Origin of the sequence: Synechococcus sp. 60AY4M2 (assembly GCF_002760375.1) — a bacterium.
Taxonomy (GTDB): Bacteria; Cyanobacteriota; Cyanobacteriia; order Thermostichales; family Thermostichaceae; genus Thermostichus.
Genome location: NZ_AUMZ01000001.1, coordinates 461,043 through 475,896 on the forward strand (window position 1 = coordinate 461,043; position 14,854 = coordinate 475,896).

Consider the following 14,854-nt stretch of genomic DNA (forward strand, 5'->3'; position numbering starts at 1 on the left):
GTTTCCAATTTCTAGGGATCCCCCCGAAGGGGGAACTCTACCCCTATTAAACCCAAGCAGGGCAAGGAATGCAAGGCCTATTTGCGAGGGGGTCGGTCGAAGGTGGCAAAAAAGGGCCCCGAAGAGGGGGGGTGAGAGGCCTGAAAGCCTTGTGGCGCAAGGCATCGAGCGGGTCAACGAAAGAATCAGCCTTTGCGGGTTTTGGCGAGGCGCTCGCAGAGGCGTTGATACCATTTTTGTGTTGCCTCGCAAACATAGCTAGCCTGAGGATTCACGCAAGGGTTTGCGGGCTGCCCAGGCAACTGGGGCGGAGCGAGTGGCGGGGCAGACAGGCCGACAACTGTTCTAGAGAGGGTACTGCATCAGCCAAAAGCCGGCGAAGGACTGGGCCCGGAAATCGCTCTGGATGGCAAGGAAATGGATCCCTTGGGCTTGGCGTTGTCGCTGGGCAAAGCCTTCTGCCTCCGCCCGCAGCTTTTCATCTTTTAATTGCGCAAACAGATAGCAATCGTTGAGGCCAGCCTCGAACAGCAGCCGTCCCTCGGCAACATGCAAATAAGCAGGCTCCATACCGCTCAGCCAAGCTGCTATGGGCAAAGCCCGCCGCGAGGCAATCACCAAGCCGGGAATGATCGTGTCCGGCGCCCAGGCCTCCCAGTTCACCGGGAACAGCTCGCCGAATTCCATTGGCCAGGTCTCGGCTTCCCGCAGATCCCTGGCCCGCAGCGTCACGAACGCCCAGCGCTCCCCCTGCAACTTATCCGGCAGGGGGATGGGATCCGGCGGCTCCGGCTCTACAGGGGGCTCAGGGCTGTAGGTGAACTGGGTTTCTTGGGGGTAAACCTGCTCTGCCCGCTCTCGCATCCAGGCCTTGAGGGCATAGACCCGACGGCTGGGCAGCATGGGGATCCCGGCGGCGTTGCAGGCCCGCTGCAAGATGGAGCTCATGCGGGCTCGGAAGACGCGAATGGCTGCAGGCGGCTGGGGGGCTGCCTCCAGATAGCCGCGCAACTGTTGGGCTACCCAGGTGCTATTGACCTCTTGGTTGCTGCAGTACTTGGCCTGGCGCAACTGGCCGCTGGCATCGCAGACCAGCAGCTCCCAAACCCGCCGCCCCTGCCCATCCCGCAGTGGGACGGCGTTGAAATCCATCTGCCAAATGGGGCCGCGCCCAGGGCTAGAGTGTAGGGGTTGAGTGGCCAAGGTGTTCCTCCCGTTTGCTACGCACTGCTGGGAGAGCGATCCGGAAGCTGTTGGCCTGAGGGATGGAAAGCAGTATCCCCGACCAAAGCCCATTCCCGCTCTCCAAAAATGGCGGCAGGGTAGCGGTAGTACTTAAACTCCAGCAGGTTGTAGAAGGGATCCTGCAAAAAGAAGGTGCCGTGCTCCAGGGGGGTGCCGACAAAGCGCCAGCGTGGCTCCTGATAGAAAAGCAATCCCCGCGTGCGGGCCCGCTCGGCCAGCGCCTGCCAATCTGCCTGGGCAGGGAAGATCAGGCCAAAGTGGCGGGGGTAGATGCCCCGCTGGGGCGTCAGCTTTTCCTGGGTGAGGTGGGCCACCAGTTGATGGCCATACAGGTTCAAGATGACGGCGGCAGGGGTTTCTCGACCGACCTCGCAGCCCAAGCCCTCGCCGTAGTAGGCCTTGGCCAAGGCAAGATCGGCAACCGGAAAGGCCAGATGAAAGCAGATGGGTTCCATGGGCTCTCCTGCAAATCGGGATCCCTGCTCTTTATCTAAGGTAGGCGATTTTAGAACGGCTGCTGCCAGGTGGAATGCCGACTGTACGCCTTTGCGCAGGAAGCCCAACCGCTCGGATGCTATAACACTAGCTAGCGTGTAATCTGCTTGCGCCAGCAGTGCGGAGCACTCTTGCGTCAGCGAGACGGAGTCCTTTGGCCGAGTCTGCAGCAAGAGAACTCGGTGTGTTGAGAGGTTTGTAAGAAGGGGCAAGCTTGGTCATGACCAGCATCTGGGTTGAACAGCGCCGCCGCGAGGAAGAGGCGCGCGACTTTTTTTGGATGGTGGCGCTGTCCTTGCTGCTGCACGTGCTGGCGCTGCTGGCCTTGCTCTACTGGAGTCGATTTTGGCCACTTCGCCAGCAAGAACAAGAGGCCATTGAGTTTATCCTGCTAGAGCCAGAAGATCTCAAGCCGCCGGAAGAAGCAGAGCTGGTTTCGGAAGTGGATTCCCGCGATGGGGGCGAGCGGGCGGAAGCCCCCCCTTCTCAGGGCAGTCCACCCCAATCCCAGGCTGCTCCTCGCCAGAAGGCTCCCCCACCTCCTCCGCCGCAACCCCAGCCGCCGCAACCGCAGCCGCCTGCCCCTGTTCCACCCCCTGCTCCGGCGGAAGTTGCTCTGGCCACTCCTCGATCTACCCCACCCCCTACGCCAACTGCGCCTCCGGCTCCTCCTCGGCCCACTGCAACGCCGACTGCAGCGCCGCCTCCGCCCACCCCAGCTCCCCGACCCACTCCCACCCAGACTCCGCCACCGGTGGCGGCTGCTCCCCCTGCTCCGCCGGCTCCCACCCGCCCCCCCACTGCCGAGCCTCTACCCGTGCAGCCCAGGGAGCGGGACTCGGATCCCAGCCAATTGCAGCCTGTTGCGCCTGCTCCCCAACCGCCGACGGAGGTTCTCCCTGCCGAGCGGCCCTCCGATGCTTCCCAGTTGGGGCCGCCCCTCAGCGCTTCCGCTCCCAGTGATGGGGCCGGGATCCAGGGCAGAGGAGCCAGCGGCTTGGCCAACCCCACCCAATCGGCTCCCAACCCCCCCAGCGTGGCGGCGCGGGCCAATGTGGACTGGGGCCCTTGGCTGGCAGCTCTGCAACGCAAAGTGGAGCAGAATTGGATCCCTGGCCAGACCGGCACCTCCCGCCGCACAGTGGTGATCTTTACAGTGGGCCGGGGGGGCGAGCTGCAGAGCATTCGCCTGGCCCGCACTTCCGGCAGCCAACAAACCGACGACGCAGCGCTGACAGCAATTCAGCGGGCGGCGCCCTTTTTGCCCCTGCCTGAGGCCTATGAAGGCAACTCGGTGACGATCAACTTCACCTTCGACATCAACGTCTTGGGCCAGTTGACGGTGGGGGGATCCGCCAACTAGGTGGGGGATCCGCTTCTGGCAAGTTTAGGCAGAGGCGGCAGCTGTTCTTTCGGGGGCGGCACCCTGCTCCTGCAGGGATCCCATCTGGATCAGCTCGATTTTGTAGCCATCGGGATCCTCGACAAAGGCGATCACGGTGCTGCCGTGTTTCATGGGCCCGGGCTCGCGCACCACTTTGCCGCCGCGGGCTTTGATAGCCTCACAGGTGCTGTAGATATCCTCGACGCCGATGGCGATGTGGCCGTAGCCGTTGCCCAGCTCGTAGTGGTCGGTACCCCAGTTGTAGGTTAGCTCGAGCACCGCCGTTTCCGATTCGTCGCCATAGCCCACGTAGGCCAGCGTGAACTCCCCGCTGGGGTAGTCTTTTTTGCGGAGCAAGTGCATCCCCAGAACGTCACAGTAGAACTGCAAGGAGCGCTCTAGGTTGCCAACGCGGATCATGGTGTGGAGAAGACGCATGGGACGAGCTCCAAGAAATGGGCGACGTTGCGTTTATTCTAGTCCTTGACTCCTAGAGATCCGTGGATGAGCTCAACTCCCCTGCAACGCACCCCCCTGTTTCCCCTGCACCAAGCCTTGGGGGCGCGGTTTGTCTCCTTTGCCGGCTGGGAAATGCCGCTGCAGTATCAGGGGGTGGTGGCCGAGCATCGGGCGGTGCGGGAGCGGGCAGGCGTCTTCGACATCTCCCACATGGGCAAGTTCGACCTCTGGGGGCCGGAGCTGGGATCCCACCTCAGCCGTCTGGTGCCCAGCGATCTGGGCGCTGTGGCGGTGGGATCCGCTCGCTACACGGTTTTGCTAAACCCCCTAGGGGGCATTGTGGACGATGTCATCTTCTACCGGCACCCACCAGAAGGCGAGCTGGAGCACTGGAGCCTGATCGTCAACGCGGCCACCCGCCAAAAGGACTGGGAGTGGCTCCATCAGCAGGGGATCCCCGGCCTGGAACTTCAAGATCACACCGAGTCTCAGGTGTTGCTGGCGGTGCAGGGGCCGGCAGCCGAAGAGGTTTTGCAGCCTTTTTTGGCGGGATCCCTGAGGGCTTTGCGCCGGTTTCAACACGGGCAGTTTGCGACTCGAAAAGAGAGATCCTCAGGGGCAGGGGTCTTTGTGGCCCGCACCGGCTACACCGGAGAGGATGGCTTTGAGCTCCTGCTCGGCCCTGCCGACGGGCTTTGGCTCTGGGAGCAACTGGTGCAGGCGGGGGTACAGCCTTGTGGACTGGGCTGCCGCGATACGCTGCGCCTGGAGGCCGCTTTCTGTCTCTACGGGCAAGACATAGATGAGAGCACCACCCCCCTGGAAGCCGACCTGGGCTGGTTGGTCAGCAATCCAGGGGACTACATCGGCAAGCCTGCCCTCGAAAGCCAACGCCAGCAAGGGATCCCGCGCCGTCTGGTGGGGTTTCGGCTGTTGGAGCGAGCCATTCCCCGCCGCGGCTATGCCATCTACGCTCCCAACTCCCCTGAGCCGATCGGCCGGGTAACCAGCGGCACCCATTCTCCCACTTTGGGCTATGGCATCGGCCTGGGATATGTGGATTCAACTTGGGCTAAGGTGGGATCCCAGCTAGAGATTGAGATTCGGGGCCAGCGCCGTCCTGCTGAAGTGGTGAAGAAGCCGTTCTACAGAGGGCAGGCTCCAGTTAGCTTGGGGAGTTGAGCTGTCTGCCGGCCTTGGGGGTGGAGTATTCCTGCTGTAGCCGCCGCAATTTCCGCAGGGCCCGCCGCTCAATTTGCCGGACTCGCTCCCGCGAAAGACCGATGTGCTCCCCAATCTCCCGCAACGTCAGGCCCTTCGACCCATCCAGCCCATAGCGGGCCACAATTACCTGCTGCTCGCGTTCGCTCAGTTGGCTCACCAGGGCGCGCACTTCCTCGCAATGGGCAACCCGATTCAGATGTTCGATGGGATCGTTGTCCTCGTCAGGGATAAAGTGCTGCAGCTCGGTGCCGTCCTCGTCGCCTACCCCTACATTAAGGGATCGGATCTCGGCCATGTGGCGGGTGATCAGTTCGCGGTAGTTGTCGCCAATATCCAGCGAATCGAAAACTTCCTCTGCGGCAGGCCGGGATCCCTTCTCAGCGGACAGCTCGCGGTAGCGCCGCTTCACCTGGGAGACCTTCTCGTACATGTGGGCGGGCAGCCGGATCAGGCGCCCTTTGTTTTGGATGCCGCGGTTCACGCTCTGCCGGATCCACCAGGTGGCGTAGGTGGAGAACTTGTACCCCCGCGTGGGATCAAATTTTTCCACGGCGCGGGTGAGGCCAATGGTGCCCTCTTGAATCAGATCCAGGAACGGCAAGCCGCGGTTGCGGTAGCGCTTGGCAATCGACACCACCAGGCGCAGGTTGCATTCCACCATGCGCTTTTTGGCCGCTTCCCCCTGCCGCAGGATCTGCTGCAGCTCCTCTAAAGGGATCCCCAGCCGTCGGCTCCAATCCTCCAGCGACTCGTGCTGCCGCCGCTGCTCCAGAAGGGCCATCATCCGCTGCACTTGGTGGGCCAGATGCAGTTCTTCCTCAGCGGTGAGCAACGAGTAGCGCCCAATGATTTTTAAAAAACGCCCCACTGCGTCTTGCAGCTCAAGATTCTCCGCCATATCAAACCCCACACCATAAGTTGATGCCCTGTCAGAATCTTCGCTTCTGCTGTCGCATCAAGCTTGCTTCCCACAGTACGAAGCCGACCTTGCTGCAAACAGCACTTTATTCATACCAGTAGAAAAGCCTTTCCGTAAAGGTTTTGGCAACCTAAAATCCAGACTTTCAGCGGCTATTTGATTCACTAAATTTATTGAGTCTTGTCCTTGAGCTACCGCCAGCGGTTCCTCAGTTCCGGCCTCTGTCAGCTCGCCGATTTACGGGTAGATGTTACTAAAATAAGGCGATTCCGTTACTCAAAACTTAAATCAATAGGACAGAAAAAAGCAAGCAAGATCGGTCATGCTCTCTCAATCGTTAACCAGATTGTACTGAGATAAGAAACATGTTTTTTGATACACTCTACATCGCTACAGATGCCTATTTTGTCTGTAGAAATCTATCGGAGAGGCTGGCCCGGCAAGGTATCAAACAGCCTGCTAATCCATTTCTGAAACCTTTTGAGGCTGATTTCAGAGAGAGTTGTCAATGAGCCTCAACCCCAAACCAGCCAAGGCAGATCCCAAGGAAAAGCCATCGTCTTGGCTGCCCCAAGTTTAGAGTAAATCAAGATAAATTTTGGATCTCAGACACTACCCATAGAGTCAAGTCTTCGAGCCGCCATCGTACTACAGGTTATCCGTCGAGTAGGGGCTATGGAGCCCAGGCGGGAAAAGCCGCAACCCCTGCTGTCGCACTCGCCGCTCCTGGAAGGGGATGGGGGTGACGCGCGGCAAAGGTGTAGCCACAGGCTGGGGAGTTGAAGTGGGGACAGGCTGCGGAGAGGGCTCTGGGCTGGGTTCAGGTTCAGGAGTGAGCCCTACGGGCGGTGGCGCGGGAACAGCCGGGATCCCTTCTGCGGTGGGACGGGAACGGTCCAGCTGAAAGCGAGGCTGGCGAGGCGGCGCGGGCGTCGGCGTCGGGGTGGGCGTCGGCGTCGGGGTGGGCGTCGGCGTCGGGGTGGGTGTCGGCGTCGGGGTGGGTGTCAGCGTCGGGGTGGGTGTTGGGGTCGGCGTGGGCTGAGGCTGCACAATGGCCAGGGCCTCTTCCGCTTTCAGCTCGCCGCGGATCAGCTTGGAGAGCGTGTCTTGGCCCCCGGGGGTGTAGGTGATCTCGCGGGCAGCGCTGTTGAACACATTGCGGATGGGATCCCCTTTGCTGTCCACCAGCTCCACCACCATCACGTTGCGACCGGGCCTCAAGCCCTTCAAGTAAAAAGACTCCCAGCGATCCAGCAGGCCGGACTGGCCGTTGAGGGTGTAGCGGATGCGCCAATCCCGCGGCAGGTCGGTCAGCAAACTTTCGCGCACCGGGGCGTTGGCCAGCCAAAAATCCACCAAGATCGGCTCGGCACCGTAGCTGCCGCTGGGCTGGTTGTAGGTGAGCAGGGGCAACTGCGGTTGCGGCACATATTCCGGTGTGGAGGCGAGCACGTGGAAGCTGACCTGGGCGTAGGCCTCGGAGTTTTTAAAGCTCTCGTGCCAGGGCTTGCCGGCAAACACCCGCAGGGTATGGGATCCCGGCTCCAAATCTTCGAAAACGAGGGGAGCATCGGCGTCGTAATGGGCGATGTAGGGCCGGTTGTCCAGCACCACGTGCAGATGGGGGCCAAGGCCCAGTTGCGGATCTTTAAAGAGCGGGTACCCCTGCACCGCAAAGCGAACGGTTACTTGCCGCTCCGACAACACCTCTCCGGGTTGGGGGCTGAGGATCTGTACTCGCGGACGGCAGTGCTCCAAGTAGGCATCCAGCTTGGCGATCTCCGGCGGCACCGGTACCCGCTCGAGCTGAGGTAGCTGTTCCTGGGGCTGTTCAAGCGGGGATCCAGCGCAAGCGACCAGCACAAGAGCCGCCACCAGAGCCATCCACCATCCCCATCTCCAGGTTCTGGCCTTTCCCGCGTGTCTTTGCATGAGCCTCACATCCCAACACTTTCGGTATCCTGCCGAGCTGCAGATAAGCCATCCCCACATTACCAGCATGTGTCCTTTGGGGAAGATCCCCTCCCCCGCCCTAGAATGGGATCAGCGGTCTGGCCCAAGCCAGGTCAGGAGAACTTCTGAGGTCAGGTATGGCTGTGTTGGCGATAACGGCCCTTGCAGGCCTGGATCTAGCTCAGTGGCAGGCTTTGCTCAACAACGTGGCCTTTGCCGTTTGCTTAGGGGCCATGCTGTTTTATTGGGGCGGGGCAGCGTTTCCCCAGGTGCAGCTTCTGTCGGAGCTGGGCTTGGCGGGGATGATCGGGGCGAACTTGACGATCGCCGCCCTGCTGACGGCCCGCTGGATCGATGCCGGCTATTTCCCCTTGAGTAACTTGTACGAGTCTTTGTTTTTCTTGGCCTGGGGGATCACCGCCTTGCATCTGCTGGCTCTCCACTGGACTCGTAGCCGTTGGGTGGGGGTGACGACCGCCCCGCTGGCGACGGGCGTTGTGGCCTTTGCCGCCCTGGCCCTGCCGGCAGATATGCAGGAGGCCCAGCCACTGGTGCCGGCTTTGCAATCCAACTGGCTGATGATGCATGTAACGGTGATGCTTCTGGCCTATGCAGCCCTCTTGGTGGGATCCCTTTTGGCCATCGCTTTTCTCATCGTCACCCGCGGCCAGGAAGTTCAGTTAAAGGGCAACTCCCTCGGCCTGCAATTTGGACCCTCCCAGCCTGCAACCCACCCCGAATGGACAGAAGCCACCCTGCCATCGCCCGCTGCAGAACTGGTCTACGCCGGGATCCGCTCCCCCCGACCGGCTGAACCCCCTCCCCAACCGGCACCCGAAGGGATCCCGCTGCAACGGCTGAGCCTGGCGGAAATCTTAGACAACACCAGCTACCGGCTAATCGGGCTGGGGTTCCCGCTGCTGACCATCGGCATCATTGCCGGCGCCGTCTGGGCCAACGAAGCCTGGGGCACCTACTGGAGCTGGGATCCCAAAGAAACCTGGGCCTTGATCACCTGGTTGGTCTTTGCCGCCTATTTGCACGCCCGCATCACCAAAGGCTGGCAGGGCAAGCGCCCCGCTCTCTTGGCCAGCTTGGGCTTTGGGGTGGTTTGGGTGTGTTATCTGGGGGTGAACTTTCTGGGCAAAGGCTTACACAGCTATGGCTGGTTCTTCTGAGATCTCTTGGGCCAACAAATCAACCCCCGTTTGTGGGTATTCTGGTGCTGGCAAGCCGTCGTGGATCCCTCTGAGGAGAAAAGCATGCGACTGTTCAACTACCTGATCCTGTTCTCGGCCCTCCTGGGAATCGCTCTTTTCGCCATGCAAAACGCCAGCCCGGTCACGATTACCTTTGCCCCCGGCGTCAGCGTTGAAAGCCCGCTGGCGATCGAACTGTTGGCCTCTGCCGGGATCGGGGCCGCCCTTGCCTGGCTCTATAGCCTCTGGATGCGTCTCCAATTCAGCATCGAAGCCCGCGAGAAAAATCGGCAGTTGCAAGAAAAGGAAGTCACCATTAGCGAGCTGAAGGAAATGGTGGTGGAGCTGGAAGCCAAAGTCAAGCAACTGCCCCCCAGCAAGCGTGCCGAGCCCCAGGAAGACATTCAGGACGTTAAGGAAGTCACCACAGAGGGATCCCCTGCCTAGAACTGTTCCGAATGGATCCCGTCGATCTCCAAGCAGTTGGGGTAAAATTGAAATTCTGCTTGCCTCTTCCACTAGCCCATCACTTCCTATGCAGGTCACACAAGAAAAACGTCCTGGCAGCCGGGTTGGCCTCAAGATCGTGGTAGAAGCCGACCAGGTTAAGCGCTCCTACGAAAAAACCTTGCGCCAACTGGAGCGGAATATCCAGATCCCCGGATTTCGCAAGGGCAAAGCTCCCCGCAACCTGGTGATACGCCAGGTGGGCCGCGAGCGCGTCATGGCCAGTGCCGTCGATGACCTGATCAACGAGGCCATCCAACAGGCGCTCAAGGACACCCAACTGCATCCCATCAGCCGCTTCGAGCTGGACGACAAGGTGGAGCAGCTTCTGGATCGCTTCAACCCGGAGGCCGACTTCAGCTTCTCGGGGTATGTGGAGGTGTACCCCGAAGCCCGTGTCGGCCAATACAAGGGCCTGACCGTCACGGCCACCCGCGTCACCGTCAAGCCCGAACAGATCGACCAGCTCATCGACCGGTGGCGGGATCAGCGGGCCACCCTCTTGCCGGTGGAGGATCGGCCCGCCCAGTTGGGGGATGTGGTGGTGATCGATTTTCAAGCCCGCGATGCCGAGGGCAATCCTCTGGAGGAAATCGCCGCCCAGGACTTTCAGTTGGAGCTCAAAGAGGAGAACTTCATCCCTGGTTTTGTGGCGGGCGTGGTCGGCATGCAGCTCGACCAAACCAAGGAGATCACAGCTACTTTCCCCGACGATTACTTCAGAAAAGAGTTGGCCGGGAAAACGGTTACGTTCACCGTCTGCCTCAAAGAGATCAAGACCAAAGAGCTGCCGGAGCTGGATGACGCCTTTGTGCAGGAGATCAGCGAGTTTCAGACGGTGGCCGAACTGCGGGAACACCTGCAAAAGCGCCTCGAGCAAGATGCCCTGCGGCAATCTGAGGAGAACCTGGAGACGGCCATCCTCAATGCCATCTTGGAAACCACCGAGGTGGATCTGCCGGAGACCCTAGTCGAGCAAGAAACGACACAACTGCTGGCCCGAAGCCTTCAGTCGCTGCAGCAGCAGCAAGGGGTCACGCCGGGAGAGATCCGCAAGTTCTTGTCCCAACTGCCGCCGGAAACTCTCAACCAGTTGATGGAGCGCCACCGGCCCGAGGCCATCAACCGGCTGCGGCGCACCTTGGCTCTGAGCGCTATCGTCCGGCAGGAGCAGATTGCCGTAGGCCCCAACGAATTGGAAGTCGAGGTGGAAGAGGTGATGGCGGCCTATGCGCAGCAAGGGCAGAAGCTGGATCGGGAGCGAGTCCGCCAAGCAGTCCACGAAGATCTGCTCGCCAACAAGGTGATGGCCTGGCTGAAGTCCCAAACCACGGTCAACTGGGTCGATAGCGAAGGCAACCCCACCGAACCGCCCACCCTCTCGCCCCGCTCTGAGGGTGAAGACCGGCAGGAGAGGTCTGAGTCGGCTAGGGCAGGGGTGCCGGAGACGGAGTTTGAGGCCGAGAAGCCAGAGGGATCCGCGATCCCCGAGGCAGTTGAGCCTCCTGTCGATGCGAAAGCTGAGGGGGAGGTTGCAACAGAGCCGCAGGCAGCTCTCCCTTCTGTAGAAGCAGAGGCGTCTGGGATCCCTGAGGCGGTTGAGCCTTCTGCAGAGGCGGCCACAGACCCTGCTGGCTTGCAACTGGAACAGGCCGTCGCGGAGACACCCAAAGCGGGCAAAAAGAGCAAAAAGGACAAGTAGAGGGTCCTGGTTGCCTCCCTAGACTTGCCGGTTCTCACACCTTGGCCGCCGGGGTCGGAAAAAGCCGGGCTACAAGAGGCCGCGCCGCATCTGGTCCCAGAGGCGGAGGTAGGACTCGGCTTCGGCGGGGCTCAGAGGCCGCCAAATCTCGGCGCGCTCCCAGGTAGAAGGCTGAAAGTCAGCCCTGCGACGCAGCCGAGGAGAGAGTTGGGCCAAATCCAGCGGCCAAACCGAAGGGATCCCGCTCAAGTTCACCAGGCGGGGGGCGAACTCTGGGGTTAGGACGAAGTCAATCCAGTCGGCCAGCAGGGATCCTTCCAGCTCTGGGGAAGCGTTGTGAGCTCTATGCGGCCGCACCCAGACATCCCACCAGATGGCGGATCCCGAAGCCGGGATCGCCACCTCCAGCTCGGGGTAGTTGGCCTGGGTGGCATAGAGATCCTGCGACCAGCCCACAGCCACCCAGCTATCGGCCAGGCGCAACATGGGCAAGTAGTCGGCGGAAGTATAGGCCAGAACCTGGCGGTGCAGGGATCCCAGCTCTCGCCGCAGTTCGGCCTCTTCGGGATCGAGGGGATCGTTGTAGGAGCGGCCCAGCTTTTTGAGGACGAGCCCGATCACCTCCCGGGGGTGATCGGGCAGGGTGAGTTTGCCGGCCAGCTCAGGCCGCCACAGATCCGCCCAGTCCCGGATGGGGTCGCTCACCCGGTCGCGGCGGTAGGCAATGGCCGTTACCCCCCAGCGCCAGGGCACGCCCCAGATCTGCCCCTCTCGCCGGGCAGCAGCCTGCCAGCGGCGATCCAAGTGCTGCCACCGTTCTCCCAAGAGGTCAGGTGGCAAGGGATCCAGCCAACCGGCAGCAATGGCCCGATCCAAGGCGTCAGCTCCCAACAGGCTCAGGGCCGCTGCTGGCGGCTGTCGCCGGAACCATCTCCCCGGCTCCCACCAGGCCGGCTCAGGCGGCTGGACGCTCTGCTGCAGGTAGGCCAGCAACTGGGCCCGCTCGTCCAACAGTTGCAGCCGAAAGCGAACCTGGGTGCGGCGGCGAAACTCGTTCACCAAGCTGGCCGGGATCCCCTGTTTAAGGGCGAGAATGAGGGGCAGAGAGCCCCTAGGCCCGCCACAGCCGGCCACCGCCAGCCCCAGCAGGAGCCCGTACAGAAATTCACGTCGGCTCAGCCCTTGCTTGCCCACGCCAGTACCGCTCCACCAGAATCAGGGCCACCAGATCATCGTAAGCCTTGTCCGGCACCCGCATCCCCTTGGGCAACAGCCGCTCCCATCCCCGCGGTGGGTAAAAATCCCAGTAGCGCCGCCGGGCTTCTTCTGAGCTGTGCCTCTCGTCCACCAGAACAATCTGTTGGGGTGGGAGGAGCGACTCCAGTTGCCGTTTCCAGCCTCGCGCCGTTGTCTGATTTCCCAGGATGAGCCGCTCCGCCCCAAACTGCTGCCAGAGGGCCTGCAACCTGGCCAAGGCCTCCCCGGCTGAGACCACCTCCCGATGCAAGACCTGCCACGCCGGCTGAACTTGCACCACGGCAAGGCCGCACTTGTCCCGCCCCGGGTCAAAACCCATCAGCACTCGCCCCTCTTCCAGCCCGCCCAGATGGAGTGGATCCCTCATCCCCCAATCTGCCCCGCCTGCTGAACGGGGGTGGTGCCCTGCTGGCCAGAGGCCTCCGCCATCAGGAAACTCACCCGCAGCGGCCCCGCCGTGTAGATGTCGGTGTCAGCAACCAGCTTCACATCCAGGGGGGTAGTGCTCTGGCGGAGATGCTGCACAACTTCCAAGAACTTCACCTGCGAGAATTCTCCGACAGTGCCGGTGATGGGATCCGAGAGGAGGCCTTCTGCCTGGGAGCGCTGATTGGCCTGGTTGAGGAGCTCCAGCAGCCGCTGTTGGATTTCGTTCTCGCTCAAGCCTGGCTGGATTACACCCTGCGCCAGCACGGATCCCCTGGCGAAGATGCGCTGGTTGGGGTAAATCTCCACCAGCACAGGCACAGGCTCTCCCTTAAGCCGATTGGTGAGGGAGAGGATGCGCACTGCCCAGCTACCAGGTTCCTTCAACTTTTCCAGAGCTTGGTCGGCCTCCTCGCGGCGGATGAGGATGGCGTTCTCCAGAGGGGGGATGGGCCGGGAGCCGAGGGCAAGGGCCCGCTGTTCTGCCTGGGCCAAAACTCGCTCAAACTGCCGCCGGACTGCCGCCGGGTCTGCCCCTGCTGGCGTTTGCACAACTCCTGTAGCCAGGACTTCTCCCGCCAGAATGGCCAGCTCTCCCCGCCGCAGCCGCACCGCTAACTGGTTGAGCTGCGCGATCTCCTGCTCAAGCTGCTTTTTTTGAGTTTCCAGTTGGCTCAGGGCCGTCTGCGCCGTATCCAGAGAGCGCTCCAGTTGATCCCGATCCAGTTGCAGAGCCTGCTTTTGCGACTCCAGATCGGCAATCATCTTTCGGGCCGCCTCCACCTCTGCCTTCACCGCCTCCAACTCCGCCTGGGCCCGCTCCAGGCCGGGCTGCACTTGGGCCAGTTGCTCGTTGGCTGCCGCCAGCTTCGCCTCCGCCTCTTGCCGCTCTTGTAGCGCCATAGCCAGTTGATCCCGGACTTCGCTCAGGCGTGTCTGGGCTGCCGATTGCTGACTGCGAAATTGGTCGAGATCCAGCTTGAGGCGGTCTCGCTCGGCTCTGAGAGTGGCATTCTCCGCTTCCAGCAGAGCTTTCTGGCGGTTGAGGGCCCGCAGCTCCTGCTCTGCCTGGGCAATTTGGTTGGTGTAGCTGAACAGGGCTTCCGAAAGAGAGCGGTTGAGGAGCAGCAGCGTGCCCAAGGTCAGCGCCGAGATGCTCACGCCGGTAATCACGGCTACCAAAACGGCCGTGTGGCGGGGACGCAGGTTAAACCAGGTGAGGCGCTTTTTGCCAATCCGATACCCGACCCGATCCCCGACAACGGCAATCAGGCCACTGACAAACAACATGTAAAGGATCAGCAGTACGCCTTGCATAGCCCGGGATCCCTGCCATGGAAATCTTAGCAAGGTTACCCTGAAGGTCTGGGAAGTTGAGGGCAGGCCGAGCCAGAGAAGTGCGGCCCCGCGTAAGCGGATGGGGTTGAAGGACTCCGTCCGGCTGACGCGAACAGTAGCCCTGAAGCATGCTCGCTTAGAGAGCAAGCAAGCCCCGAACCCCCCCGTATACGCGGGGCAGGGGGGCTGGTTTATAGAACGCCCCAAAAGGGCGGTAACCTTTGCACCGTTCAGGTCGGCGTCACCCCTCCAGCCGCAATGTCCACAAGAAAACCCTTCCTACAAGACTTGCCTGGCTCTGGGTGGATGCGCAGACACCTACCTGCCGCCGCTACCTGCTGCACATGAGCCCCTTGAGAAGGCTTCCACCTGCTCAGCTAACGTCCGTTTAGAAATATCGACGCCGCAATAGGAGTAGCCACGCCGAATCAGTCCCAATGCCCACCTCGAGAAAATAGGTCTCAGGAGTGGCTCCCCCTGTCGCCAAGATGGCATCGGCGATCTCTTCCTCTACAGCGGGGAAAAAGCTGCGGGTAGCATCGTAAAAGTCGGCAGCCCGATCAAAACAAACGCTGTGGGATCCTGCCATCGCCGCCCTCTTCCCCAACAGGCAAACCCAGACAGACAGAGCATGACTCTAGTCAATGATATGCTGGACTATACTGAAAATAATGCCCAGTATGTTCAGTATGGCTGCTTGGTATGGCTAGGTATGTAAAACCGAGAGAAGCGGCGGATTATTTTGG

General features: G+C 61.4%; 14 protein-coding genes and 1 pseudogene. 5 read left to right on the plus strand and 10 right to left on the minus strand.

Translation table 11 applies throughout. The features are described from left to right. Positions 1 to 345: 345 nt before the first annotated feature. Positions 346 to 1,203 (minus strand): Tab2/Atab2 family RNA-binding protein, encoded by an 858-nt coding sequence (locus SYN60AY4M2_RS01960; RefSeq protein ID WP_011430111.1) that lies wholly within the window; start codon positions 1,201 to 1,203, stop codon positions 346 to 348. Positions 1,204 to 1,220: 17 nt separating this feature from the next. Continuing rightward, the gene (locus tag SYN60AY4M2_RS01965) at positions 1,221 to 1,700 is read right to left on the minus strand and encodes a VOC family protein (RefSeq protein ID WP_011430110.1); all 480 of its coding nucleotides are present in this window, start codon (positions 1,698 to 1,700) and stop codon (positions 1,221 to 1,223) included. Positions 1,701 to 1,960: 260 nt separating this feature from the next. On the opposite strand from SYN60AY4M2_RS01965, the gene SYN60AY4M2_RS14590 reads away from it, so the two are divergent. Then, a complete protein-coding gene (locus tag SYN60AY4M2_RS14590) occupies positions 1,961 to 3,103 on the plus strand; it encodes a TonB family protein (RefSeq protein ID WP_099812181.1) in 1,143 nt (380 codons plus the stop codon). Positions 3,104 to 3,127: 24 nt separating this feature from the next. On the opposite strand, the gene gloA is transcribed toward SYN60AY4M2_RS14590, so the two are convergent. Further along, positions 3,128 to 3,562: a lactoylglutathione lyase gene (gene gloA, locus SYN60AY4M2_RS01975; protein WP_011430108.1), complete on the minus strand. Its 435-nt coding sequence runs from the start codon at positions 3,560 to 3,562 to the stop codon at positions 3,128 to 3,130. Positions 3,563 to 3,628: 66 nt separating this feature from the next. Here gloA and gcvT point away from each other — a divergent pair, with 66 nt between their 5' ends. After that, positions 3,629 to 4,765, plus strand: coding sequence for a glycine cleavage system aminomethyltransferase GcvT (gene gcvT, locus SYN60AY4M2_RS01980; protein ID WP_099812182.1), 1,137 nt, complete (start codon positions 3,629 to 3,631; stop codon positions 4,763 to 4,765). On the opposite strand, the gene SYN60AY4M2_RS01985 is transcribed toward gcvT, so the two are convergent. Both SYN60AY4M2_RS01985 and SYN60AY4M2_RS14595 read right to left on the minus strand, forming a co-directional pair. Then, a complete protein-coding gene (locus tag SYN60AY4M2_RS01985) occupies positions 4,749 to 5,705 on the minus strand; it encodes a sigma-70 family RNA polymerase sigma factor (protein WP_011430106.1) in 957 nt (318 codons plus the stop codon). The two genes, gcvT and SYN60AY4M2_RS01985, sit on opposite strands and share 17 nt — an antisense overlap. 669 nt (positions 5,706 to 6,374) lie before the next feature. Further along, complete coding sequence (locus SYN60AY4M2_RS14595; RefSeq protein ID WP_168175289.1) at positions 6,375 to 7,610, minus strand: hypothetical protein; 1,236 nt, start codon at positions 7,608 to 7,610, stop codon at positions 6,375 to 6,377. Positions 7,611 to 7,816: 206 nt separating this feature from the next. Between SYN60AY4M2_RS14595 and ccsB the strand changes: the two genes are divergently transcribed. The 3 genes from ccsB (at position 7,817) to tig (ending at position 11,087) form a co-directional block, all read left to right on the plus strand. Further along, on the plus strand, positions 7,817 to 8,857 hold the full coding sequence (gene ccsB, locus SYN60AY4M2_RS01995; RefSeq protein ID WP_099812184.1) for a c-type cytochrome biogenesis protein CcsB: 1,041 nt from the start codon (positions 7,817 to 7,819) through the stop codon (positions 8,855 to 8,857). A gap of 84 nt (positions 8,858 to 8,941) precedes the next feature. Beyond that, a complete protein-coding gene (locus SYN60AY4M2_RS02000; RefSeq protein ID WP_011430103.1) occupies positions 8,942 to 9,325 on the plus strand; it encodes a LapA family protein in 384 nt (127 codons plus the stop codon). 88 nt (positions 9,326 to 9,413) lie between these two features. Next, positions 9,414 to 11,087, plus strand: a complete 1,674-nt coding sequence (gene tig / locus SYN60AY4M2_RS02005) for a trigger factor (protein ID WP_011430102.1) — start codon at positions 9,414 to 9,416, stop codon at positions 11,085 to 11,087. A 69-nt stretch (positions 11,088 to 11,156) separates the two neighbouring features. On the opposite strand, the gene SYN60AY4M2_RS02010 is transcribed toward tig, so the two are convergent. The 5 genes and pseudogenes from SYN60AY4M2_RS02010 to SYN60AY4M2_RS02025 form a co-directional block, all read right to left on the minus strand. Further along, positions 11,157 to 12,281, minus strand: a complete 1,125-nt coding sequence (locus SYN60AY4M2_RS02010) for an extracellular solute-binding protein (protein ID WP_099812185.1) — start codon at positions 12,279 to 12,281, stop codon at positions 11,157 to 11,159. Then, positions 12,253 to 12,711, minus strand: a complete 459-nt coding sequence (locus SYN60AY4M2_RS02015; RefSeq protein WP_049749742.1) for a Holliday junction resolvase RuvX — start codon at positions 12,709 to 12,711, stop codon at positions 12,253 to 12,255. Before SYN60AY4M2_RS02015 ends, SYN60AY4M2_RS02010 begins: the two co-directional genes overlap by 29 nt. Continuing rightward, a complete protein-coding gene (locus tag SYN60AY4M2_RS02020) occupies positions 12,708 to 14,087 on the minus strand; it encodes a DUF3084 domain-containing protein (protein ID WP_011430099.1) in 1,380 nt (459 codons plus the stop codon). Before SYN60AY4M2_RS02020 ends, SYN60AY4M2_RS02015 begins: the two co-directional genes overlap by 4 nt. A 204-nt stretch (positions 14,088 to 14,291) precedes the next feature. Then, positions 14,292 to 14,428: pseudogene (locus SYN60AY4M2_RS14300) on the minus strand (RNA-guided endonuclease TnpB family protein); the annotation flags it as partial. A 68-nt stretch (positions 14,429 to 14,496) separates the two neighbouring features. Further along, positions 14,497 to 14,697: a hypothetical protein gene (locus tag SYN60AY4M2_RS02025; protein ID WP_099812186.1), complete on the minus strand. Its 201-nt coding sequence runs from the start codon at positions 14,695 to 14,697 to the stop codon at positions 14,497 to 14,499. Positions 14,698 to 14,854 lie beyond the last annotated feature (157 nt).

What these genes read in the sequence shown, in the direction of transcription:
- SYN60AY4M2_RS01965 (WP_011430110.1), bottom strand. Translation starts at nt 1,700, where the DNA reads ATGGAACCCATCTGCTTTCATCTGGCCTTTCCGGTTGCCGATCTTGCC.
- ccsB (WP_099812184.1), top strand. Translation starts at nt 7,817, where the DNA reads ATGGCTGTGTTGGCGATAACGGCCCTTGCAGGCCTGGATCTAGCTCAG.
- SYN60AY4M2_RS14595 (WP_168175289.1), bottom strand. Translation starts at nt 7,610, where the DNA reads ATGGCTCTGGTGGCGGCTCTTGTGCTGGTCGCTTGCGCTGGATCCCCG.
- SYN60AY4M2_RS14590 (WP_099812181.1), top strand. Translation starts at nt 1,961, where the DNA reads ATGACCAGCATCTGGGTTGAACAGCGCCGCCGCGAGGAAGAGGCGCGC.
- tig (WP_011430102.1), top strand. Translation starts at nt 9,414, where the DNA reads ATGCAGGTCACACAAGAAAAACGTCCTGGCAGCCGGGTTGGCCTCAAG.
- SYN60AY4M2_RS02015 (WP_049749742.1), bottom strand. Translation starts at nt 12,711, where the DNA reads ATGAGGGATCCACTCCATCTGGGCGGGCTGGAAGAGGGGCGAGTGCTG.
- SYN60AY4M2_RS01985 (WP_011430106.1), bottom strand. Translation starts at nt 5,705, where the DNA reads ATGGCGGAGAATCTTGAGCTGCAAGACGCAGTGGGGCGTTTTTTAAAA.
- SYN60AY4M2_RS02000 (WP_011430103.1), top strand. Translation starts at nt 8,942, where the DNA reads ATGCGACTGTTCAACTACCTGATCCTGTTCTCGGCCCTCCTGGGAATC.
- SYN60AY4M2_RS02025 (WP_099812186.1), bottom strand. Translation starts at nt 14,697, where the DNA reads ATGGCAGGATCCCACAGCGTTTGTTTTGATCGGGCTGCCGACTTTTAC.
- gcvT (WP_099812182.1), top strand. Translation starts at nt 3,629, where the DNA reads ATGAGCTCAACTCCCCTGCAACGCACCCCCCTGTTTCCCCTGCACCAA.
- gloA (WP_011430108.1), bottom strand. Translation starts at nt 3,562, where the DNA reads ATGCGTCTTCTCCACACCATGATCCGCGTTGGCAACCTAGAGCGCTCC.
- SYN60AY4M2_RS02020 (WP_011430099.1), bottom strand. Translation starts at nt 14,087, where the DNA reads ATGCAAGGCGTACTGCTGATCCTTTACATGTTGTTTGTCAGTGGCCTG.